Annotated in this window: 13 protein-coding genes; 2 read left to right on the top strand and 11 right to left on the bottom strand. The window is 43.1% G+C overall.

Annotated features, from left to right (window positions below; translation table 11 throughout):
• Positions 1-33: 33 nt before the first annotated feature.
• Complete coding sequence (locus ACFSTG_RS06360) at positions 34-483, top strand: nucleoside deaminase (protein ID WP_380749811.1); 450 nt, start codon at positions 34-36, stop codon at positions 481-483.
• Between the two features lie 409 nt (positions 484-892).
• Here the strand turns inward: ACFSTG_RS06360 and ACFSTG_RS06355 are convergent, their stop codons facing one another.
• From ACFSTG_RS06355 to ACFSTG_RS06305, 11 genes are all read right to left on the bottom strand, one after another.
• Complete coding sequence (locus tag ACFSTG_RS06355; protein ID WP_380749808.1) at positions 893-1,756, bottom strand: glycoside hydrolase family 16 protein; 864 nt, start codon at positions 1,754-1,756, stop codon at positions 893-895.
• Positions 1,753-2,520 carry a glycoside hydrolase family 16 protein gene (locus tag ACFSTG_RS06350; RefSeq protein WP_380749806.1) on the bottom strand — a complete coding sequence of 256 codons (768 nt, stop codon included), beginning with the start codon at positions 2,518-2,520 and terminating at the stop codon, positions 1,753-1,755. The genes ACFSTG_RS06355 and ACFSTG_RS06350 overlap by 4 nt, the downstream gene beginning before the upstream one ends.
• Positions 2,521-2,532: 12 nt before the next feature.
• Entirely contained in the window at positions 2,533-4,821 is a 2,289-nt protein-coding gene (locus ACFSTG_RS06345; protein ID WP_380749803.1) for a glycoside hydrolase family 3 N-terminal domain-containing protein, read from the bottom strand.
• A gap of 53 nt (positions 4,822-4,874) precedes the next feature.
• The gene (locus ACFSTG_RS06340) at positions 4,875-6,620 is read right to left on the bottom strand and encodes a cellulase family glycosylhydrolase (RefSeq protein ID WP_380749801.1); all 1,746 of its coding nucleotides are present in this window, start codon (positions 6,618-6,620) and stop codon (positions 4,875-4,877) included.
• A 17-nt stretch (positions 6,621-6,637) separates the two neighbouring features.
• Positions 6,638-8,077, bottom strand: a complete 1,440-nt coding sequence (locus ACFSTG_RS06335) for a glycoside hydrolase family 30 protein (RefSeq protein WP_380749799.1) — start codon at positions 8,075-8,077, stop codon at positions 6,638-6,640.
• A gap of 47 nt (positions 8,078-8,124) precedes the next feature.
• On the bottom strand, positions 8,125-9,207 hold the full coding sequence (locus ACFSTG_RS06330) for a glycoside hydrolase family 16 protein (protein ID WP_380749796.1): 1,083 nt from the start codon (positions 9,205-9,207) through the stop codon (positions 8,125-8,127).
• Positions 9,208-9,290: 83 nt separating this feature from the next.
• Entirely contained in the window at positions 9,291-10,229 is a 939-nt protein-coding gene (locus ACFSTG_RS06325; RefSeq protein ID WP_380749794.1) for a hypothetical protein, read from the bottom strand.
• 11 nt (positions 10,230-10,240) lie between these two features.
• The gene (locus ACFSTG_RS06320) at positions 10,241-12,418 is read right to left on the bottom strand and encodes a hypothetical protein (RefSeq protein WP_380749791.1); all 2,178 of its coding nucleotides are present in this window, start codon (positions 12,416-12,418) and stop codon (positions 10,241-10,243) included.
• 11 nt (positions 12,419-12,429) lie between these two features.
• Positions 12,430-13,953, bottom strand: coding sequence for a RagB/SusD family nutrient uptake outer membrane protein (locus tag ACFSTG_RS06315; RefSeq protein WP_380749788.1), 1,524 nt, complete (start codon positions 13,951-13,953; stop codon positions 12,430-12,432).
• An 11-nt stretch (positions 13,954-13,964) separates the two neighbouring features.
• Positions 13,965-17,078 (bottom strand): SusC/RagA family TonB-linked outer membrane protein, encoded by a 3,114-nt coding sequence (locus ACFSTG_RS06310; RefSeq protein ID WP_380749785.1) that lies wholly within the window; start codon positions 17,076-17,078, stop codon positions 13,965-13,967.
• Between the two features lie 240 nt (positions 17,079-17,318).
• A complete protein-coding gene (locus ACFSTG_RS06305; RefSeq protein WP_380749781.1) occupies positions 17,319-20,105 on the bottom strand; it encodes a helix-turn-helix and ligand-binding sensor domain-containing protein in 2,787 nt (928 codons plus the stop codon).
• A 165-nt stretch (positions 20,106-20,270) separates the two neighbouring features.
• Here ACFSTG_RS06305 and ACFSTG_RS06300 point away from each other — a divergent pair, with 165 nt between their 5' ends.
• Positions 20,271-23,843: a metallophosphatase gene (locus ACFSTG_RS06300; RefSeq protein ID WP_380749778.1), complete on the top strand. Its 3,573-nt coding sequence runs from the start codon at positions 20,271-20,273 to the stop codon at positions 23,841-23,843.
• Positions 23,844-23,915: the final 72 nt, after the last annotated feature.

Genomic DNA, 23,915 nt, shown 5'->3' with positions numbered 1-23,915 from the left:
GCAAAGGTACATTTTGAAATTGTATTTTTGAATATGCAATTAGTTTTTGACGACAGCTATTTTATGCGTAAAGCCCTGGAAGAAGCAGAGCTGGCTTACGAAAAAGGGGAAATACCTGTGGGAGTAGTGGTGGTAGCCAACCAACAGATCATTGCCCGTGGCCATAACCTCACCGAGTTACTCAACGATGTGACCGCCCATGCTGAGATGCAGGCGATTACTGCTGCGGCCAATTTCCTAGGCGGAAAATACCTGTTAGACTGCACGATGTATGTGACGCTCGAACCCTGCCAGATGTGCGCCGGAGCGCTCTACTGGAGCCAGATCTCCAACCTGGTCTTCGCCGCCGAAGACCCTGAACGTGGTTACCGAAAAATGGGCGCCAAACTTCATCCAAAGACGAAGGTGAAAAGTGGCATTTTGGAAGGGGAAGCCTCGGAGCTTTTGAAACGGTTTTTTATTGAAAGAAGGAACCTCAACTAAAAAACAAAAGACCGCTGCGCTTTTAGAATCAAGAACCAAGAATCAAGGGACAAGACTTTTTTTGAATAACCCTTTCAGGGGTTTGGAACCCTGAAAGGGTTGAGTAACGTGGAATGAAAAAGATTATTTATTAAAAGAGATCTAAATCCCGAAGGGATTACATATCTATAGAAAAATACATTCCCGGAATATTCGACCCCGTAGGGGTCGCACATATATCATCTCAATTCTTCTATGAATATAAGACCCTTTTAGGGTCATTATTTCCAGTATCACAGAAACCGCAAGATTAGAACCCTTTCAGGGTTCGGTACCCTGAATGGGTTGAGAGGATTTCGTTTAAACCAAAAAAAGATCCTCCCCAAAAATTGTATTTTTTGAAGAGGATCTTTGGCTAATTCTTAAATAATTACTTTGTAATCAGAACCCAGTCTACCAGCACTTCTGCTTTTCCTTCTTTAATAAGGTCGACAGTTGATGCAGGAAGCCCGTTATAAGGTTCTTTGATTCCGTTGGTTTTGAATGGATACGCCCCGCCTAAAGCCAGGTTCAGAATAAGGTATTTCGGGTTGTCAAAAGCCCATTTTCCATAGTGTTCCACCATGGGTTTTGTAACCCTGTAGATCAGTCTGCCGTCTACTCTGAAATCGAATCCTTCCGGAGTCCAGTCTACAGAATATACATGCCAGTCGGTGACATCTTCGCCTTCCGGAAAGAAATACTTGTTGACCAGCGGGGTTTCTCCCGAATAGCCGGGACCGTGTAAGGCAACCCCGATCCAATCTGTCTCTCCCACATATTCCATAATGTCGATCTCCCCGGTATCGGGCCAGTCACCGCCACCCAGGGCCCAGAATGCCGGCCAATACCCCGAACCTTCAGGCAGTTTCATGCGTGCTGCGGCTGTGCCGTAAGTGAACATGACCTTATCGCGGGTATTGATCCTTCCGGAGATAAAATCAAAATCATAATCCCGGTAATTTATAAAGTCGGGGCTGTAGTGGGCTTTAAGTATCAGTGCATTGTCGACTCCCTTGGCGTCATCACCTTTCACAGCGAAAACAGTCGCAGAAGAATCTACATAGATCTGCTGCTCGTTATTCACCCAGAAATCGGTGCCCTGGACATTCCATTTTTCACGGTCAAGGGAACTTCCGGAGAAATCATCAAAGAACAGAGTGTCAGAGCTTTTTGGCTGAAATTCCTGTGAATGTGAAATTCCGGAAATCAGCAACGCAAGCGTCAAAAAAGATATTTTTAAAGGGGTTTTCATAATTTGGTTACTTTAATATAATCAACATAAAATTTCTTTGGAAAAATAGAGTCATCCACATCATGACCTCCAAAATTACCGCCTACGGCCATATTGATAAGGAAGTAAAATGGTTTACGGTAAGGGTAGTGGTCATCGTCATATTTTTCAGGTACGAATTTGTACACTGAATTTTCGTCGATGAAGAATTCGATATAATCTTCGGTCCACACCGCCTTGTAGGTGTGAAAGCCTTCTTCTATGTCCTCGATAAATACTTTTTTAGTGTTGATGGTATTACCGTGGCTGGCAGGGGTGTGCAGGGAAGTGAAAACCCTTTGGGGTTCACGGCCAACGTATTCCATAATGTCGATCTCTCCGGAGGCCGGCCATCCCACTTCACTAATATCATGGCCCAGCATCCACACGGCAGGCCATAGACCTTTACCTTCAGCGAGTTTTGCCCTAACCTCGATCTCGCCGTACCGGATCTCAACCTTGTCTTTGGTGTTGATCTTTCCGGAAAGATATTTGTCCCCCTCTTTAACGGCGGTGATTACAAGGTTTCCATCCTTTACCTCAACATAGTTGCGGTCATAGATCTGCCGTTCATTGTTCCCCCAGCCGCAAAGGTCGGGGCAGCCGTCACCTTCTTCGTAGTTCCAGTGGTCCATGTTCAAGGTATCACCTTCGAAATTCTCTTCAAAAATGACTTCCTGGCTGTGACCGAAAAATGGAAAAGCAAGAGCGATCGAAATAAAAACAAGCTTTTTGGTGTAGTTCATTCAGTTTAAAGTTTATTCGGTTAAAAGATAGGTTTGTTTAAGGTCTTTTACAAGGAACTCAAATTCCCCGGCCTCGATCCTGAACTCTCCATTAGGATTAAAATATCCGAGGTCCTGAGAATCCAACTCAAATTCAACCGTTTTAGTCTCTCCCGGTTCAAGGGATATCTTTTCGAACCTTCTCAGACGTTTTACATCGGGGGTGATCTCTGAGGCATACAGGTCTGAAGTGTAAACTTCAACTGTTTCCTTACCTGCCCTTTTCCCGGTATTGGTCACATTTACTTTAACGACGATCTTATCTCCTTCTTTTCCGGAAGTTTTATCAAGCTGCAGATCTGAATACTCGAAAGTAGTATAACTTAACCCGTCGCCAAAAGAGAACTGCGGACTGTAATCTGCCTCATAATTATATACACCTTCGGCCTTTGTCTGTTCTTCAGAATGTTTGTGAATGTATGGGATCAAAGCATTAGGATAACGCGGATAGTTATAAGGCAGTTTCCCCGAAGGGTTCACATCCCCAAAAATAACATCGGCAAGGGCGTCACCTCCGTAATTTCCGGGCAAATAGGTTTGCACCACGGCCTGCATGTCTTTTTCGAATTTGCTGATGATCCTTGGACGGCCTTCATTCAGTATTAGGATCACAGGTTTTCCTGTTGCGGCAAGCTTCTGCGCCAGCTCGGTTTGAAGATCTGAAAGGTACAGGTCATTAAGATCCCCCGGTTTTTCGGTATAGGTATTCTCACCAAGAACCAGGAGAATGTAGTCTACCTCACTTGCAGCGGCAATAGCTTCATCAAACTCTGCTTTTTCCTCTTCGTAATATTTGCCTTCTTCAATGTATTTTACACCGGGGACATATTTCACATTCCCCTCCCCTATTTTATTCTGAACGGCTTCCAGAACAGTATTGTACTGCTCACTGAATTCAGGGGTTTTTTCTCCCTGCCAGGAATAGGTCCATGCTCCGTTAAGGGTACGCATAGAATTTGCGTTGGGGCCTGTTACCAGTACTTTTACGTTCTTTTGCAGCGGCAGGATGTTTTCCTCATTCTTAAGAAGGGTGATAGATTCTGCAGCCATGTCATAAGCAGCTCGTTCAAATTCCTTGCTGCCAAACTTTGGGTAATCTTTATAATGGGTCACCGGGGTCTCAAAAAGGTTGAGGGCCAGTTTCACTTTAAGGATGCGGCGAACGGCATCATCAATCCTTGATTCCTTTACTTCTCCTTCTTTTACCAACTCAACAAGATTGTCAAAAAAGCGCTCATATTCATACGGCACCATTGACATATCTACCCCGGCATTGATGGCCATTTTGATGGCTTCTTTATCATTTTCGGCAACACGGTCCCTTCTGTGCAGGTTTTCGATATCTGCCCAGTCTGTAACCACCAGACCTTCAAAACCTAATTCTTCCTTAAGCAAGGTGGTTAAAAGATCATAATTGGCATGTACGGGAACACCGTTAATGATCCCTGAGTTCACCATTATTGTATGAGAACCGGCATCTACAGCAGCTTTGAACGGAGGCAGATGGTATTCCCTGAGCACGTCCTGCGGAATGTAAGACGGCGTCCTGTCTTTTCCGGAAGTCACTGCATGGTAACCCAAAAAGTGTTTCATGGTGGAGGCAACATGTTCAGGATGGCCAATATTATTGTCTTCTCCTTCATAACCGTCTATCATGGCTACACCCATTACCGAAGCCAGGTAAGGGTCTTCCCCGAATGATTCCCACATTCTTGAGAAACGCGGATCAAGACCCAGGTCAAGCACCGGCGAAAAGTTCCAGGAAATTCCGCTGGCACGTGTTTCATAAGCAGTGATCTCAGCGCCTCTTTTAACCATTTCGGGGTTTCGGCTTGCCGCCTGTCCTATCTGCTGCGGAAACATTGTAGCTCCGGCAGTATAAGTGGCTCCATGGATCTCGTCTACCCCATAGATCACCGGAATGTTGAGTCGGCTTTCTTCTTTTACCGTGTTTTGAATCTCACTAATAATGGAATACCATTTCTGCGGAGTCAAGGCTCTGTTGTTAGCTGTGTTCAGGAAAGAACCTACATGGTATTCCTTAACGGCTTTGGTCAAAAGTTTTTTGTCAAGGTTGAAAGGTTCATAGCTGGAAAAGCGGTTTTCACCTTCCCCTATTACATCTAATGTAACCTGGGTCATTTGCCCTACCTTTTCCTCCAGGGTCATTAAGGAAAGGATCGAATCGATCTTCGTCTGCTCCTGCGCCTGGCTAAGTGCAGCTGTTAAAAACAACACGCTAAGAAATAATATTTTTCTCATTTTAAAAGTATTAGGGTATATCCCTTTTCGGGACGGTGTTTAAAAATTTGTATTTATTTCGTTTTTTCAAATTTGATGGTCTGCAGGTCAAAACCTCCTTCAAGGATCCTGAACTTCAGTTTATTTTCCCCTTTTTGGAATTCAATATCGCCAAGTTGCTGCCACTGCCATTCCCCTGCGGTGTTCGGGATCTCCATTTCTCCCGCTTCTTTACCATTGATATCTACAGCGGCTTTTCCGGAATCCTTTGAGGAAGCTACCCTGAACGAAAGTTTGTAGCCGCCTGCATCTTCAGCTTGAAAAGTATATTGAAGCCATTCTCCTGCTTCAGTATCCCCTAAATGCACTTCATCATTTTCAAGGAAAAGATCAACACCGTCATTTCGGTAAACACGTCCGTTATTCCAGCTCTCCCTGTCTCCCCCTGTTGATACCCAGTAATTTCCAGAAACATTGTCTTTATAGGCGTGACCGTCGTTCCCCATGTCATAATGGGCTGCAGGAATTTTGGTTTTTTCTGAAACGGTAATATTTTTAAACGGTATGGTCTCTTCGGAATGAGGTTGCCGTATCATGGCGTCTATCACGTCATAATGAATGATCCCGTTCTCTATTTTGGTATTTTCAGCCAATTGCATGAAAGCTTCATAAGCTTCCTCTTCAGAAGGTTTTTCACCTTCCCCGGCCCAGTATTCTAGGATATCGCGGTAACCAGGATTAACTTTTATTTCCACCGGATTGTTGAAGCCCAGCTTCTTCAATGGCCACCAGCACCAGCCAATGTTATTTTCTTCCATTAAGCCAATGGCATCTGCAAACCAGGCATTGGAATTCTCACCAGATTCCCCCAGCCAGATCGGGATGTTGTATTCTTCCCTGAAATCAAGGAACTGCTGGATAGAGGCCTGGTCATTATAACTCCAATACTTGTGAAAGCTTAAAACCATGTTGTCATCCCATGGAGGTAGAATTCCGTTGTAGTTATTTCCCCAACCGTTTCCTTCCATGATGACGATATGGTTGTTATCCACTTCCCGAATGGCCTCGGTGATCCTCACCTGCAGATCGCGGATAAGGGTGTTTTCTGTATCCTCAATCCCGTTAAGGTTCTTACCTTCTTCAAAGCTCCAGTTAGGTTCATTGATAAGATCATAAGCGCCTATTACCGGCTCGTCTTTATATCTTTCGGCCAGTTTCTTCCAGAGTTGGACTAATTTCTCCTGATTTGCCTCGCTTTCCCAAAGTGACGGTTTAGAAGGGTCACGGTCAGAAATATTCACATCATGACCTTGGCCGCCAGGAGCTGCATGCATGTCCAGGATAAGGTACATCCCATTGTCCCTGCACCACTCCACCATCTGGTCGGTCATTTCAAAGCCTTTTTCAAGCCAGGTATTTTCACCCGGCACTGGCTCCTGGTCTACCGGGAGGGTGTACAGGTTATAATGCATGGGTAATCTTACAGAATTAAAACCCCAGCTCTTAAGACTGTCGATATCCTTTTTCTGAGTGAAATTGGAAAGCCAGGCTTCGTAGAATTCCTCTGTTCTTTCCTCCCCTATCAATTCCTGCATGTGCTCTTTGAAGACGTACTGCTGTCCCGAAAAAGGAACTTTCAGCATATATCCTTCCTGGAGCATATGACCTCCCAGGCCAATACCTCTAAGGATCACATTTTCACCGTTGGCATCCACGATCTTTTTCCCTTCAGCACGAAGGAATCCAGGTACAGAGCTTTGCCCCTGAGAATACCCTAAAAACGTGAATGTTAGCAGGATGAGTAGTATATATTTTTTCATAATTTCCGGTTTTTGTTTTATTCCCAAACGAAGGTTGCCACAGAGCCCGCGTCCAAAGAGGCGGTGATCCATTTCCCATTGTACTCGATATTGAACATCTCAAAATCCTTCCCGTCATTAAGTACAATAAGAACTTTTTTCCCTTCAGGGGTTTTAAAAGCTACATTTTGAAGATTCCCTGTAGTATTACTCCCTATTCTTACCGAACCGGCCGGGATAAATTTTGATGCGTGGCCAATGATGTAAAATCCCACGTTCTCTTCGTAAGAAGAACTTCCTTTTATCGTGATGGCTCCTTTACAGGTAGTACAACCACCATCTGTATGCGGTCCAAAAGAAGTATTATTTGCCAGGTTCCACTCCAGGGCGTTCTTACTCCAGTTTCTCATGGAGCCAATAATGACATTTCTAAGGTGCCAGTTAAGATCCCCTCCAAATTCTCCGGTGGAAGCTGTATACTGTTCGGTGAAATAAATGTCTTTGTCAGGATACGCTGCGTGAACCGTTGAAAGGGCACTAATGTCACCCGCATATAAATGGAAGGCAGAACCGGCAATATATTGCCTCGCCCCGGCATCATTTAAAATGGCAAGAGGATATTCAGGTTTATCTGCATTGTGATCATAGATAATGATCTTTGTATCAATATTTGCTGCTTTAAAAGCAGGACCCAGATGATCCCTTATAAAATCGGCCTGTTGTGCCGCGAGCATAAGCATACTCGGGTTATTCCCGGGATGTAAAGGTTCATTCTGCGGAGTTATGGCATCTATCTTAATACCCAGAGCACTCATTTCCTGAATATACTTCACCAGGTAGTTTGCATAAACTTCATAGTATTGAGGTTGGAGACTGCCTCCAATGGTGCTGTTATTATCTTTCATCCACACAGGTGGCGACCAGGGAGTACCCATTATTTTGATATCAGGATTTATTTCCAGAATCTTCTGTAATAATGGGATTAGATCATCCATATCAGGCTCCAGACTGAATTCTGAAAGGTCTTCATCGGTCTCACCTTCAGGCAGATCATTATACGAGAAGGTTGAACTGTCAAGATCTGACGCCCCTATGCTAATCCTCAGGTAATTAATCGATATATTATTTTCCCCTTTTCCGAAGAGCTGCTGACGCAATTCTTCCTTTTTGGAGGCCGAAAGCTGATTGATCACCTCTGCGCTTCCGCCGGTAAGGGAGAACCCGAAGCCATCTACTGTCTGGAAAGTTTCCGAAGCATTTACCTTGATAGTGGAATATTCATTATATGAATTTCCAAAGACAAGGACTTCTGACTGCTTTTTTAATTTTTGAGATTCATCGGTCTTGGTTAGGTAAAAATCTACTTCATTTTCCACTTTTGGAACTTCCGGTTTTGCCGGGGGATCTTCATCATTGTTATTGGTACTGCAATTGCTGCTGACCATGGCAAGCATGATCATTATTACGAAAGTTTTCATTTTCTTTCCGGTTTTAATTACCATGGATTTAAATATTTCAGATCTCTTTACTGGTAAACCCTCACGTAATCTATCTCCATTGTTCCCGAAGTAAAATCAGGATCAATATCACCTCCAAAAACCCCACCCATGGCAACATTTAAAATGATGAACTGGTTAGCATCAAAAGGCCAGGTGCTGCCGTTCTTATTTGCAGGCATGTAGGTATAAAATACATTGCCATCTACAGAAAATGCTATTTTCTGAGAGGTCCATTCTACGCCATAAACATGAAATTCACTGCTAACATTCGCCACTGTTTTGGTGCCGTGGTTGTTGGTAGCCCCATAACTGGAGGGTGTGTGAAGCGCACTATGGATCACTCCGGGGTCATTCCCCTTATGCTCCATAATATCTATCTCCCCACAGGCAGGCCATCCCACTGTTTGAAAATTTGAGCCGAGCATCCATATCGCAGGCCAGGTCCCACCGCCTTCAGGTAGTTTTGCCCTCACCTCAACTTTACCATATTTAAAACTGAATTTACCCTGTGTCTTTATTCTGGCTGAAGTATAAGGTGCTCCTTCATATGTTTCCTTCTTAGCTGTGATCTTTAAAAGACCGTTTTCCACCTTAACATTTTCTGAACGGGAAGTGTAAAACTGCGGTTCATTATTTCCCCAACCCCCTGCTCCGGTATCGTATCCCCATTTGGAACTATCGGGTGCACCATTCTCATCAAATTCATCTGACCATACCAATCCCGGTGCCACATAGATGGTGAGAGATTCACTGGCAGACACAAAATCAGGCCCCTTGTAGGCCGAAACAAATATTTTATAGGTATGGGTTCCATTTCCCACATATTTATAGGAAACGCTGTTGGAAGTGGTTTCTTTGGTATCCCCGTTTCCAAAGTTGACCTTATAGGAAGTGGCATTCTTTGCAGAAAAACTGACCACTACCTCTCCGCTGCCATCCCCGTTGGGTGCTGCGGAAGTTGCTCCTACTATGTCAACAGTCATTGAAAGATCTGAGGGGCCGGAAGGCACCTCCTCATCAGGGGAAGAACTGCTGCAACCAAGAAGGGTAAGGGTGACCAAAAGGCAATAGAATGGCCTTAACTGATCAAAAAGCTTTTGATAGTTCATTTTTATTTTGTGGTAAAAGGTTGGGATAACCCTAAAGAACCCGGAGCTGATACCGCTCCGGGACTTTATGCTAATTCACAAATTTATTGTGCAGGGATCAATTTTATATACCAGGCATTTCCACTTTCATCACCATATCCTTGTACTCTTAAGTACAGATAGCTTGAAGTGATCTCTAAAATCTCGTATTCCTTTTGCACCGCACCATAACCTATGTAAGTGTCGTTCCCGGCCAATTCTATACTCGTCTTAGTTGATGGTGTAGACGCGGGAATTCCCGTACTTGAAGGAACAAAAGAGAAAGATGAGCTTCCACCAGTGTATTCGGAGTAACAACCTTCCGCCCCTGAATCTGGAATTTCCGGAAGAGAAGTAAGAGCTCCGGTTTTGGTAAAAGCACCTTGAGGAGCGTCAACAGTTAAGGTATATTCACCTCCAGTTTGGCTAAAGGTAAACGTTGCGCTATATAAGCAATCGGCAGAACCAACTTTTTCATTTATTCCTGCAGACCACCATTCAGGCCATGTTGAAGCATCATCCCATGGTCCAACTCCAAAGTGACCGGAAACAGATTTATCGACCATCCAGGTTTTGGAACCGTCTCCAATAAGATTGGTTACCAATTCCGGCTCAGGATTGAACTCGCTTTCTACCGTGATTTCTTTAACGACTGTAGTAGCCGCACCACCTGCACCGTAAACAACCACCGTAAGCTTATAATCATTGATTCCGGTTTTGGTAAACTGTCTCGTGATCTCCCCGTTAAAGGGTACAAGATTGACTGTAGAAGAACCTCCAAAATCAATTTTATAGGCCAAAGCACCGTCGGCATCCACAGAGATATGAACTACGCCAGAGCCGTCACCGTAGGGATTATCCTCACTCTGTCCTACAATTTCAGTATTTACAACTACGTTTGAGGGGGCCTGTAAATCACCAAAACTATAATCGGGATCAGAACAGCTGGTATAAAATACCAGCATAAAGACTGAAAGCGCTACATTAATTATATTATTTTTCATAATTATTACTTTTAATTTGTGAGTTGAAGATTGTCAAAATAGAATATCTCTCCCTTACCTCTGCTTCCGAAATCAGGGAATAAAATCACCCTGTCATACGGTTTATCAGTGCTAAAATCATTATAACTGGTAAGGTCAAAGGTAAGTTCCTCCCAGGCTCCCGCAACGGTGGATGTAGCCTGTACCTCTACAAAGACAGTGGGGTTTCCGTTACCATCCTTAGGAGAATTAGAGTCTTCCATCTTAAACATGATAGGAGTCCCAACTCTTGGCGACCATACCTGAACTGTAACTGTGGTCCCTGATGAAAAATCTACCGGTCCTGCCAGGTTCATACTTGCCCCGGCCCATTCCCAGGCATCAGTGAGCTTATTAACTTCTAAAACAGTTGCACTGGTATTAACACCTGAAGGATCAGGGTTGTCCACAAGCTCTGCGGGTATCCCTCCATAGTCTAACCTACCAAATCCACTCCAGGTGTAATCCATACCACTCGCTTCAAAAGTGATTGGGAATTCGGGCTTAGGGAAACTTAGGACCAGATCATCGAAATAGAATAACTCATCATTTCCAGCTTTACCAAAATCCGGGAAAATAATTACTCTGTCGTAAGGAGTACTTGAATTAAAGGAAGCATCACTCGTAAGATCAAAGCTCAACTCCTCCCAGACTCCTGCAACAGTCGTAGTGGCATCTACTTCCACAAAAACCGTTGGGTTTCCATTACCGTCCTTTGGAGAATTAGAGTCTTCCATTTTAAATCGAATAGTAGTACCTTCTCTTGGCGACCAAACTTTTATAGTGACCATATTTCCTTTCGTAAAGTCCACAGGTCCTGCCAGGTTCATGCTTGCCCCGGCCCAGTCCCATGCACCGGAAAGTTTATGGATTTCCAATACGGTAGAACTAGTGTTAATTCCTGAAGGATCAGGGTTGTCCACAAGCTCTGCAGGGATTGAAGAATAATCAGAAGCCCCAAATCCATTCCAGGTATAGTCAATATCGCTCTCCTCCAGATTAATCGGAAACTCTGGATTAGGTAAAACCTCCATTACAAGATTAATATCATCAAAGTAGAATGTACCCGCAGTTGTACCGGGACCATCCACAAAAATTGTCATTTTAGAGTACTGACCTGTTGGAACAAAGGGTTCACCCACCCCCTGGTTTCCGTCAATATAACTCTTAGTTGCATTATTAAAATCAAAACTTAGCTCTTCCCAGCCGGTACCGCTGTGGTTGACCGTAACCTCATTTTGACGTTCTCCATTCATACCACCCTCAAATTTGAGGAGAACGGGAACAGCCACCTCTGAATACATTTTCATGGTCACTGTTTTATTTTCAGTGCTAAAATCAACCGGTGGGTCTAAAGTAAAGGTAATTCCTTCCCATTGGCTCCCACTGTTAGTAAGGGCACCTACTCTATCCTCATCAGTCTTGGTAGCATTTACTTCAGAAACTGGAACTATATCAAAACTAGCTCCATTGAAAATCGCACCTTCTCCCTGAGGAACATATTGAATGGTATGATCATCAAAGGTTAGCGGAAGGCTCATTGGATCTGTTGGACCTGTAATGTCTGTAGTTTCAGTGTACTCAATAGTCGCTTCACCACCACTCAGGGCAACAACTCTAATGTCATAGGCCCCACTGGTTCCATAGGTATGAGCGACACTTTCTCCCAGCATAAGCGGAGTTGGTTCCTCGTCAGCAGTCTCGCCGAAATACACATGGAACAAGGCAGCATACTCTGCAGTTGCAGAAACTGAAACAGTGTATCCATCAACATCTAAGTCAATAGCCACTTCAAGATTCTCAGGAGCTCTGAAGGATACGGTAAGTGGCTCAGTACTCTGTGCGGTTTCTCCCGCAAGGTTCTTACCGGTTATTACAACATCATAATCTCCTTCTTCATATTCATGTTGAACTGACTCTCCCGCTTTAATTTCACCAGAGGTCGAGGTTCCATCTCCAAAATCTACCACGAAAAAGATGGCACCTTCTCCCGTTGGAGTAATTGTCACAGTTCCGGAATTATCATTAGTGATCTCAAAAACCGCATCAATATTTTCGATATTCGCGGAATCTATAAAGGACGTGTCGCTATCCATGCCGTCTTCCACACTACAACCCACAGTAACTGCCAGAAGTAATAGGAAACCCGCTATAATTCTAAGTTTTTTCATAATATCTTTGTTTATTCTATATAACCTGAATTCTGTTCAATAATGGTATTTTGAGTTTCCCTGTAAGGAATTGGCAACCTGTAGTGCACCCCGGCCTGGTAACCTTCGTCACCCAATGCCTGGGCAGCTCTATCGGTCCTTACCAGGTCAAAGAACCTGTGACCTTCACCCGCAAGTTCCAGCCTGCGCTCTGCATAAATAGCAGTCAATGAGACCTCCTCGAGTGCGGTTAGACCTACCCTTTCCCTTACAGCATTTAATAAAGCCTTGGCTCTATCTCTATCTTCTCCTGCATTAAAAAGGGCTTCTGCCTCCATAAGGTAGGTATCGGCCAGTCTAATCACATAGACATTCTGTCTGTAGTTAAGGATTGGTTCCCCGGTTCCTGTTGTAACATCATCCTGTGTAGGGATGAATTTGTTGAGGAAGTAACCCGTGTCTTCGTAACCCGGCAGATAATCTGCAGCACCCGCAGCGACAAGAGCTTCCATATCAAGAATGGTAGCTTCAAAACGCGGATCGTCTTTTAAAAGGTCATATAATTCAGGTTCAACCGGGTTGAAACTCCATCCTGAAGGCAAATCTGGTGCTTCCTCGGTCAACTGCGCGTAGGATCTTGGTCCCACCATAGTGTTGACCGAGTTTCCTTCATCTGCACCACTCCCCCAGTTGCCCCAGTGAGAACTGGAAGCATTGGTGTGAGCCGCTTCAATGATAGATTCTGTATTGAATTTATTATCTACTTCCCAAAGATCATCGAAATTCTCAAGAAGTTTATTTCCATATTGGTTGGTCTCTCCGGGAGTACCGTTAACCTCCCTTAGTTGGGCAGCGGCCTGAGAATCTAATCCCATGTACAGGTAAACTTTTCCAAGCAATGCCTGTGCTGCACCTTTATTCAAACGCCCGGCCTGTTCGGCAGGAACTGTAGGAGGCAGATCAGCTATAGCATCGATAAGATCCGCAACTATCACGTCATAAACATCAGATGGGGCTGCCTGAGGAATATTATTGAATTGATCTTTTTCAAGCGGAGTTGTGATCAAAGGAATATTCTCAAAAAGTCTTACCAACTCGAAATAGTACATGGCACGAAGAGCTTTGGTCTCGGCTGTAAACCTGGTTTTTGAAGCCTCATCCATGGGAACCTCAGGTAATTTGGTAAGCAAAAAGTTTGCTCTGAAAATTCCCTGGTAATAATCACTCCAGTAGCTTTGAGGCATAGTGGTGGGGGTAATATCAAAATCATCAAAGCTCTGGATACCTATCCCATCTGAGGCGTTACCACCACCGGCTCTAAAGTCATCTGATCCTGCGTTCATGAAAGTGATCATGTTCTCAAATCCTCCACCATACTTCCTCATCACGTCATAAACGGATACCAGGCCTGCAAAAGCTTCGCTTTCATTTCTATAGTAGTTGGACTCCAGGTTAGTACCTTTAACGGGCACCTCAAGAAAATCCTCACTACAGGAATTCATCGTGAATATTACTGCCAATGCAGCTAATACCAACTTGAAATTGTGTGTCTTCATAGTCTTGTTTTTTAAAATTGTAAGTTAGCTCCAAAAAGGAAGGATCTCGCCTGCGGGTAGTAACCACGATCAATTCCCAGTACATTTCCTCCAATTTCAGGATCATATCCCGTATAGTCTGTAAAGGTGAAAAGGTTCTCTCCCGTAACATATAGTCTAAGTTTCTGTGCCCCCATATGGTTGATCCATTCTGATGGAAGGCTGTAACCTAACTGAGCAATCTTGATCCTTAGATAATCTCCGTCTTCCAGATAAAAATCTGAAGCTTTACTAAAGTTACCATTTGCATCGTTATTTGTCAACCTTGGGTAATCATTTGATGTTCCCGGTCCTGTCCATCGGCTCAGCACCTCTGTAGAGTAGTTGGCGTTCTGGATATCGAGACGTCTTAGTCCCTGGAAGATCTTGTTACCGGCAGCTCCCTGAGCGAAAACCATGAAGTCAAAACCTTTATAATCCATGTTTAGAGTCAAACCGAAGGTATATTTTGGCAGCGGACTACCTAAAAACTGCTTGTCATCATCACTAATGGTTCCGTCACCGTTTGTGTCTACCCATCTGAAATCTCCGGGAACTGCGTTTGGCTGAATAACATTTCCATTCCCATCTGTATAAGAGTTGATCTCTTCCCTTGTCTGGAAGATACCTGCAGTCCTGTATCCGTAGAAAGAGTTATAAGCTTCACCCACCTGAGTCCTGGTAATATCTCCCATAGATTGGAAACCGGCTGCTCCGTTGGTGATAAAGTCCTTTTCCTCTCCCAGGAATGTAACTTCATTCTCAAGATAAGAAGCATTGGCATTTGCAGAGAAGTTGAAATCTCCAAAAAGTTTGTTATAACCTAACTCAAGTTCAACCCCGCGGTTTTCCATATCGGCAACGTTGCCAAGAGGGCTTCCTGTTGCTCCCACATATCCCGGAAGTTCGAAATACTGAAGAATCCCTGAGGTTTTCTTTTTATAATATTCAAGGGTCATGGTAAGGTTTTGGAAAATCCTGGCATCTGCTCCAATGTTAAGCTGAGAAGTTTCCTCCCATTTTAGATCAGGGTTTGCAGGCGCATTTGGGCTGTATCCAATTGAGATCTGATCTCCTGTTCTTCCAAAAGTATAGTTTCGTCCCCCGCTAATAAGGGCAAGGTAACCGTTTGGCGCAATGGCGTCATTACCGGTTACCCCGTAACCCGCTCTAAGTTTAAGGGAATTAATTATTTCATTGTCATTCCAGAATTCTTCATTTGAGACATTCCATCCTGCTGAGAAAGACGGGAAAATTCCGAATTTGTTGTTGGGTCCGAAATTCGAAGATCCATCCCTACGAATAATCCCGGTAAAGAGATATTTCTCATCGTAGTTATAGTTCAAACGAGAGAACAGAGAGATCACCCTGTGCTCGTTTCCGGTATAAGCACCTCCAAGTCTCTGGGAAACCGGGATCTCATAGTTAAATGAGGCGTCCCTGTAACTGGTTACTGGAAGATTTTGATAGTTTGTATAAGTTCCGCTGTTGATACCGTTCACATAGGTTCCCTGTCCTAATAACAAGGTGAAATCATGTTTTCCGTAAGTATCTCCATACGACAATGTGTTTTCTATATTCCAGCCGAAACCTTTATTGGTATTACGGCTTAAACTGTTCTGGGAGGTTCCCACAGTAGGGCTCAGGAAATATTCCGGAGTATAAAAATCCCCTCCCCAATAAGCAAGGTTACCACCGATACTCGTTCTGAATGTTAACTGCTCTATGGGTGTGAATTCAACATAAGCGTTTCCAACGAAGTCATCAGCATAATCAGAGTTACCTAACCTGGTAAGAGTATACGCTACCGGGTTTGTCATTTCCTGACCTACGATAGTTGAGATCCCGTAAGGATTCCCATTGGCATCCCTGAAAACAGGATTTGAAGTATATAAATTAGTGTTCGCCAGGGCAGGATCTGTAACTACTATAGGAGTAATAGGATCCAGGTTGAGGGCAGAACTTAGTGGACCACCGTATTCACTGTTGGTATTTCCAAGCCCCACATATTTTTGATGGGTGTAACCAAAGGTCTGTCCTACTTTAAACATGTCTGATAGTTCGTGAGTAGAGTTTAAACGCATACTCTTCTTCTGGTACTGAGAGATCTCTGGGGTTACTATCCCTTCATTATCTAAAAGACCAAAGGAAGCATAAAAGGTAGAGACATCGTTTCCTCCACTTAAACTGAACTCATGAGATTCTCTTTTGGCGTTATCCTCAAAGATCGCCTTCTGCCAGTCTGTTCCCTCTCCAAGTAGGGAAAGATCTGGATATAAAATTTCACCGCCTGCAGCCACAGATTTTTCATTCATTATGGCAGCATACTGGGTGGCATTTAATAGTTCTACTGTATTCTCAGGAGAAGAGAAACCATAAGTACCGGTGTAGTTCACATTGAACTTCCCTTCTTTACCTTTTTTGGTAGTTACCAGGATAACACCAGATGCCGCACGGGCACCATATATTGCAAGAGAGGCTGCATCCTTAAGAACTTCAATAGATTCAATATCCTGTTGGTTAAGATAACCAATACCTCCGGCGTCTACGATCACCCCGTCAACAACCCAAAGCGGAGTGTTACCTCCATAGGTGTCAAAAGTGGTAAGTCCCCTTACCCTAACGGTTGAAGAAGATCCCGGTTGTCCTGAGTTGGAAGCTATAGTAACTCCCGAAACCCTACCTTGTAATGTTTGTTCGATCCTTCCGTTAGGAACTGCTTCCAGCTCTTCTGCCTTTACAGAGGAGATCGCACCGGTATTGACACTTTTCTTCTGTGTACCATACCCAACGACCACCACTTCCTCAAGGGCATCAGCATCCTCCTGAAGCACCACATTTAAGGTTTGTGATTCGGTTATTTGAAATTCTTTAGTTTGGTAGCCCACATAAGAAAATACCAAAATGTCATTTTGGGAAACATCTATTGAATAGTTCCCGTCAAAATCTGTAGTTGTACCCCTTGTTGCGTCTTTGACCAAAACATTCACTCCTAATAAGGGTAAATCATTCTGATCAGTCACTTTTCCTTGCACCGATATCGTTTGCGCATAAATCGAAAAGAAACCGCCAAAAAGGGCAATTAAGAAAAATGTGATTTTCTTCATCTGATTAGTTGTTAAAATTATGTTACCAATATATTAACTAAAAAAGAAGATGGGATGAAAAGCACCTTTACAAAAAACCTACACCAAGAAAGTGCTTTGTAAAGTAACCTGTGATCTCTATAATAGACTAGGTTTCAAGTCCAATAATCTGACAAGCACCCTGATATAAAAAAGGACTAAAAAGTGTTTTTATGATAAAATGTAGAGGTGTTGTAAAGGTGGAAAGTAGTTTTGTAAAGGTTACAGATTCATAATATAATCTGTTAAATTGACTTCACGAGGCAATCCCATTTTTTTTCTCAATCGATATCGCTTTATCTCCACACTTTTTACTGAGATGTTTATAAGAGGTGCAATCTCTTTTGAGGAAAGATTTAATCTTAGATAGGCACAAAGGCGAAGATCATTGGAGGTAAGTTCGGGGTGTTTCGATTTAATTTTATCAAAGAATTCTTTATCGGCATTTTTAAAGGCCTCTTTGAACATCTTCCAGTTATCCTCCTCGCTTATCTCTTTATCAATGGTTTTGATAACGCCCTTAACTTTGGTAGTTTCGGTATCCTTCAACTCTTCCTTAAGAATAGATAAAAATTCATTTTTCCGAATAAGCGACATGGTAGAAGCAGCCAGCTGTTCGTTCTTGTCCGCCATATCCTTCTCCAGATGTTCCTTTTGAAGCTTAATGACCTTCTGTTCCGCCTCCAGGGCTTGCATCCTCAGATTCTTTTCCCTCTCCCTTATAACTTTTTCATGATGTCTTCTGTAAACAAAATGAATAACAAGAAGGCCCAATAAAAAAAGTAAAAAATATCCGGCTATGGCCAGGTTAGTGAGATACCAGGGACGGGCAATAACAAACTGGTAACTCAAGACTTCTGTTTCATTCTCATTACTTCTTCCTTTAACCTGAAAAGTATAGGAACCGGCAGGTAAATTTTCAAATTCGGCAATCCCGGTTTCGCTCCACTTACTCCAGGAAGAGGAATAATTAAGTATCCTGTAACTGTATTGTATACTTGTCAACTTCTGAAAGCCAGGCACACTGAAATGAAATTTTATAGTATTGATTTTATTCTCAAGTTCCAAACCGGAACCATCCAGTGGCTGATATTCAAAATTTGCTCCTTTGGCGCCGGTTTCCACGGCGTTGATGGAAAGTTCACCTGAAGTGATCTTTCCCAGGGGCAGGGAAAACTCAATATAACCCACATTGGACCCTACGAGGTATCGGTTCTTTCCAATTAGTGAAATGTTCTCAAAACCTTTGGTGATATTCCTGTTTTCCAGGGGTAATGGCACGGTACCCAACACAAGCCTCTGTTCAAAAGGGTCACGGGTCACGAAATACAGCTTATCCCTTCCAAAGCTCCACCAGCTACCGTCCTCCAATACCTGTGAAACCCCACTTATCCTCTCATACCCCTCTGTCAATTCATTTAATTCATTCTTTCCAGAGAATACATTCTCATCCCTGTCATACCGGTAAATAGCCGTTTCAGTAGAGTAATAGATCTCGTTGTTAAAGGTGAATATCTGGGGGCCCAGCCCGGTATCAGGTTTAATGAGATAATTCTCTGCTTTTAAAACCCGGGAATATTCCTGATCCAATTCCAACTTAAAAATTCCTTTATGGTAATGGCTTAACCAGATAACAGAGTCGTTCTCTACAATGATATTTCTTGAAGAAAGGTCAAAATCTTTCAAATAATGAGCGGCGGAATCATACCCTTCATCTGCCCGATAGGAAAGCCCGTTGTAATGACCCTGCAAGATCCCCTCTCCAAATCTTTTAACAACCCAGGTTCCAAGACCGTCCCATATAAGGTTAGCAGAAGTACCTTCCACCAGGAAGGTACCCCGGTCATGCCCAATAAATATTTTCCCATCGAGGTAATTAATACTCCACACCTGGCCGGTAGTACCCGGAACAAGTCTGTAGCCTTCTTCGTCATTAGCTTGTTTATAATACAAACCCTGATTGGTTCCCAGATACCTAATCCCGTCAATCACAGAACTGCAGTATACTGTTCCTATCTCACCGAAGGTATCCACAAAAAGCCTGAAAGGACTTTTCTTGTTGATAAGCGTAATTCCATTATCCAGTCCTCCCCAAATATTTCCTTCCTTATCTTCCATAACAGAGAGCACGGTGTTATTCTGGAGGGTTGGTTGAGATAGTTGATAATCTGAAGAGCCATTAAGATTAATAAGGTAAAGTCCACTTCCTATACTTCCTAAGGCCAGGGTACCGTCTTCCAGGTAAAGGGCAGAAAAGAAACTAACCGCCGAAGGATAATTTTCAACAGGGAACACTTCCCATTGATTCCCAGTGATCATGAACAGGCCATCATCCCGGGTTATGGCTAACATTTTATTTTCGGCAAAAGGGAATAGACCAATAATTGGTTTATTACCGATCTTTTCATTGGATATGAAAAGATTTCCGGCTCCCTTCTCAATTACAAATAGACCCTTTTCGGCTACCTGATAATAAATTTTATCGTTTACAGTGAAAAGATTGGAAATGTTGGTCTCTGTAACTATGGCCTGAACTTTTCCGGTCTTTTTATTAAAACTGTAAAGACGCTGGTGGCTTTGAAAGATCACATAATCACCCACCTCTTTTATGTCCCAGAATTGTTCCCCATCCATCATCCCTACATTCACTGAATCCTTAAGGGAAGTATATTGAAGCCTGCCGGTGGCGTTGGCCTGCCAGTATCCAAAATCCATATAGGACCCGGTGTACACCATTTCTTCTGAAGCAAGTACAGATCGTACCGCTGCACCCCCGGTAACTTCATACAGGTTCCAATGTTCGCCATCAAACTGTAGCAGTCCTGAGTTATTGGCTACAAAAATGTGGGCGTTCTCCCCTTGAGAGATCATCCAGTTTTGATTCCCACCCTCATATTGACTGGGAGTGAAATTGACAACCGGAGGGAGTTCCTGTCCTATCGCTGCATGTGAGATGAGAAGCAGGAAAAGAAGGATCCACTGGTAATAATAGGTAATTGGAAAGCCCATAGCGATATTAGGTACTTTACAAATATAGATGCAATTTAACTTTATGAAAACTTTTAGGGAAAGCTTTTAGCATTTGTTATTTTGAGTTAAATTTTCTTCTAATCACACAAATTTGTTGAACTTAAAATTTTGCGATAAAAGATAAAATAAATTCCATCGGCTCACATGTATCTCCTACGGGTTAAAAAGATCTTTTTACGGTCCCTCCTGATCTTCTGCTTCTTTCTTGCAAAAACTACTCTTGTTTTTGGACAGGACAGTATCTATAAAGGAAGAAAAATATCCCATAGTTTTTATATCACCTCGAATACCGGCAAAAGTTCAAAAACAGATATCCTGGACGCCATTTCTAAGGCTTCAGATCAAGACACATCTTCAAGCATGCTTCTTTTGGGGAATGCAACAGATTACAGGGGTTATCCTAATGATGAGAAAGACCGGAAAAATGTTGAAGAATTCCTTCGGAAAGATCTTCTGCAACCGCTTAAAAATTTCCGCGGGAAGGTTTTTTTCACTCCCGGTGAGAATGAATGGAATCCCGAAGCCCCCGGAAGTATCGATGACCTTGAAACTTTCTTGCAGGAAAACAGTAATTCTGAATTCTGGCCCGATGATGGCTGCCCTATAGAAAGAGAATCTATTAATGATCTCATAGAACTTGTGAGTGTAGACTCCCAGTGGTTCCTGGAAGATTGGGATAAACATCCCAGGATGAATTCTCAATGCGATTACAAAACACGGGAAGAATTCTTTACAGAATTCAAAGACGACCTTAAGGACAGTCACGGTAAGGTCATCATTGTAGCGGTACATCATCCGGTAATGAGCAACAGTAAAATCCCCTTTTTGCACAGGATCACTGGAGCTTCGCCAGATCATTATGAAAGCAATCAGCAAAAGGAATTAAGGGGGAAACTGGAAACCCTGGCCAGTCTTTTTGAAGATGTCATTTTCGTTTCGGGAAACCACAGAAACCTTCAGTTCCTGCACAACGGCCGTAATCCGCAGATAATAAGTGGGGCTGCTGCCAATACTCAACCGGTGAAAACAAAAAAGGACGGCTTGTTCACTTCAAAAGAAAGGGGTTATGCAAAATTAACCGTTTTTGAAGACGGGTCATCAGCGGTGCAGTTCTTCGAATTAAAAAAGGGAAAACCCCAACTGGTTTATGCCCATTCCATTCCACGGGAAAGACCCACCATGGAAGGGCTGGATATTGAGTATCCGGCAATTTCTAAAAAGGAAATCACCTCAATTTATACTTCCGAAGAAACAGAAAAAAGCGATCTCTATGAATGGTTATGGGGTAAACGCTACAGAAGTGTATACAGCCATCCCATTGAAGCCCCCGTGCTGCTACTTGATTCATTGAAACCCATTTCTGAAGGCGGCGGTCAGCAATCCAGAAGCCTCAGGCTCATCAATAACAATGAAAATGAATACACCCTTCGCGCCATGCGCAAAGACCCCATTCAATATCTGCAGGCAGATGTGGTCCAGACCAATTTTGTTGGGGAATTCCTTGAAAACACTATTGCACAAAGATTTATTTCCGACTTTTTCACTACTGCCCATCCCTATGCGCCTTTTGCGGTTAATGACCTTTCTACTGTCCTTAATATTCATCACGCCAATCCCGAGATCTACTACGTGCCCAAACAAAAAAGCCTTGGTATTTACAATGAAGATTACGGGAATTCGCTTTTTATGCTGGAAGAACATGTGGGGGAGGAAAACAAGGAATTCAAGACTTTTGGAAAACCAGATAATATCATCAGCACTGCTGACCTTCTTCTCAAACTGCGGGAGTCCAAGGAAGTTTATGTTGACCAGGCGGCTTATATTAAAGCCCGGATCTTTGACATGCTCATAGGGGATTGGGATAGACACCAGGACCAGTGGCGCTGGGCGGGTTATGAGGAAAACGGAAAAACCCGTTATGAACCCATTCCCCGCGACCGGGATCATGCTTTTTCAAAATATGACGGTGCCCTCTTACCGCTTATTAAAGCAGCCGTACCATCGCTTCGGAAAATGCAGGGTTACGATAAAGACCTGAAAAATGTAAAATGGTTCAACTGGTCAGGTTATCCTCTTGATCTTCGGTTCATAAATGAGACCGATTGGGAGAAGTGGCAGGAACAGGTGGATTTTATCCGGAAGAATTTGTCAGATGAGGTGATCGAAGCGGCATTTGCAGATCTTCCGAAGGAAGTGAGCGGCAATAAGGATATCGAAAACATAATACAAAACCTCAAAAAGCGAAGAGAAAATCTTCCTAAAATAACCCGTGAGTATCTGGATCACCTTCAGGAATTCCAGACCGTGACGGGAACAGATGAAGATGACTTTTTCAGGATCACCAGAAATGAAAACGGCGTGACAGCAGTAAGCATTCTGAAGGACGAACAGGAAATCTTCTCAAAATCATATTCTTCCGAAGAAACCGACGAGATTTGGCTGTACGGACTCGATGGCGATGATGAATTTTTCATAGAGGGAAATGGGGATAATCTCATCGAATTAAAAGTTATTGGAGGCGAAGAGGAGGATATTTATGATTTTAGAAATTCCCGAAAAGTTAAGATTTATGATCATAAGAGCACCGAAAGTGTGATCAAAAACCCGGCTTCAAAAAAATGGCTGGTTGATTCCTACGAAATTAATCAATACCATTATTTGAAGAGAAAGTACACCGAAAATAAAATTATGCCCATGGCAGATTACATTCCAGATGCCGGGTTTACTTTGGGGATCAAAGATATTTATACCACCTATGGCCTCGTGACCAATCCCTTTACCACCCAATACATGCTGAGCGCGCAGTATTTTTTTGCCAGCAACGGGTATGAATTGAATGCCTCGGCAGAATTCGCGCACATGTTCTACAAGTGGAACCTGAAGCTGGAAGGTCGCTATTCCAGCCCCAATTATTTCATTAACTATTTTGGGACAGGAAATAATTCGCAATATGACCGCGATAAAGTAGAGAGAATTTACAATCGGGTAAAACTGGAACAAAGTGAATTCAAGCCCTCCATTGTCTGGAGGAGTGAGGCAGGCGCTTTTTTTTCTATAGGCCCAAATCTGGAGACGGTCAGGGTTGGATATCGGGACGATTCATTTTTAGCTGATAATTTTTCTGCTGAAGATGACATTTTTGATCAACAAATATATGCGGGTACCGAAATGAAATATTCATATGAGAACAAGAACAATCCCTCCTACCCCAGCCTGGGAAGCAGGTTTGACCTCCTAGCCGGGTATAAACAAAACATCGATGAGCACACTAATCAATTTGGTTACGTGAAGCCTTCCTTTTCGATAAATTATACATTGATCCCCAGCGGATTTGCCGTTATTGCCACCAAAGTGGGGGGAACAGCCATTATTGGGGATGACTATGAATTCTATCATGCGGCCACTTTGGGCGGAATCCAAAGTCTTCGGGGTTATCGAAACCATCGCTTCAATGGGAAATATTCCCTTTATCATAGTACCGATTTACGCACCGCGCTGGGATTGATCAAAACAGATTTCATTCCCCTTATTGTTGGAGTGAGTGCTGGTTTTGACTACGGTAGAGTGTGGACAGAGGATGATGACACTCACAAATGGCACAATAACTACGGAGGCTCTGTATGGATCAATGGATTTTATGCACTAACAGCCAACATAGGTTTGTATCGTGGCGGGGATGGCAACCGGATAAGCGTAATTCTTAATTTCAAATATTAGAACAACCAAATTACATTTTCCTTAACGCCCTGTTTCAATTTTCCTCATTAGCTTGATAACATATTGACAATC

Origin of the sequence: Salinimicrobium flavum (assembly GCF_042684505.1) — a bacterium.
Lineage (GTDB): Bacteria > Bacteroidota > Bacteroidia > Flavobacteriales > Flavobacteriaceae > Salinimicrobium > Salinimicrobium flavum.
Note: the sequence above shows the minus strand (reverse complement) of the source record. Positions and strands in the feature narration are given on the sequence as shown.

Bases quoted from the DNA above. Each gene is read 5' to 3' on its own strand.
- ACFSTG_RS06315 (WP_380749788.1), bottom strand. From the start codon at position 13,953: ATGAAGACACACAATTTCAAGTTGGTATTAGCTGCATTGGCAGTAATA.
- ACFSTG_RS06300 (WP_380749778.1), top strand. From the start codon at position 20,271: ATGTATCTCCTACGGGTTAAAAAGATCTTTTTACGGTCCCTCCTGATC.
- ACFSTG_RS06335 (WP_380749799.1), bottom strand. From the start codon at position 8,077: ATGAAAACTTTCGTAATAATGATCATGCTTGCCATGGTCAGCAGCAAT.
- ACFSTG_RS06345 (WP_380749803.1), bottom strand. From the start codon at position 4,821: ATGAGAAAAATATTATTTCTTAGCGTGTTGTTTTTAACAGCTGCACTT.
- ACFSTG_RS06350 (WP_380749806.1), bottom strand. From the start codon at position 2,520: ATGAACTACACCAAAAAGCTTGTTTTTATTTCGATCGCTCTTGCTTTT.
- ACFSTG_RS06355 (WP_380749808.1), bottom strand. From the start codon at position 1,756: ATGAAAACCCCTTTAAAAATATCTTTTTTGACGCTTGCGTTGCTGATT.
- ACFSTG_RS06360 (WP_380749811.1), top strand. From the start codon at position 34: ATGCAATTAGTTTTTGACGACAGCTATTTTATGCGTAAAGCCCTGGAA.
- ACFSTG_RS06305 (WP_380749781.1), bottom strand. From the start codon at position 20,105: ATGGGCTTTCCAATTACCTATTATTACCAGTGGATCCTTCTTTTCCTG.
- ACFSTG_RS06320 (WP_380749791.1), bottom strand. From the start codon at position 12,418: ATGAAAAAACTTAGAATTATAGCGGGTTTCCTATTACTTCTGGCAGTT.
- ACFSTG_RS06330 (WP_380749796.1), bottom strand. From the start codon at position 9,207: ATGAACTATCAAAAGCTTTTTGATCAGTTAAGGCCATTCTATTGCCTT.
- ACFSTG_RS06340 (WP_380749801.1), bottom strand. From the start codon at position 6,620: ATGAAAAAATATATACTACTCATCCTGCTAACATTCACGTTTTTAGGG.
- ACFSTG_RS06310 (WP_380749785.1), bottom strand. From the start codon at position 17,078: ATGAAGAAAATCACATTTTTCTTAATTGCCCTTTTTGGCGGTTTCTTT.
- ACFSTG_RS06325 (WP_380749794.1), bottom strand. From the start codon at position 10,229: ATGAAAAATAATATAATTAATGTAGCGCTTTCAGTCTTTATGCTGGTA.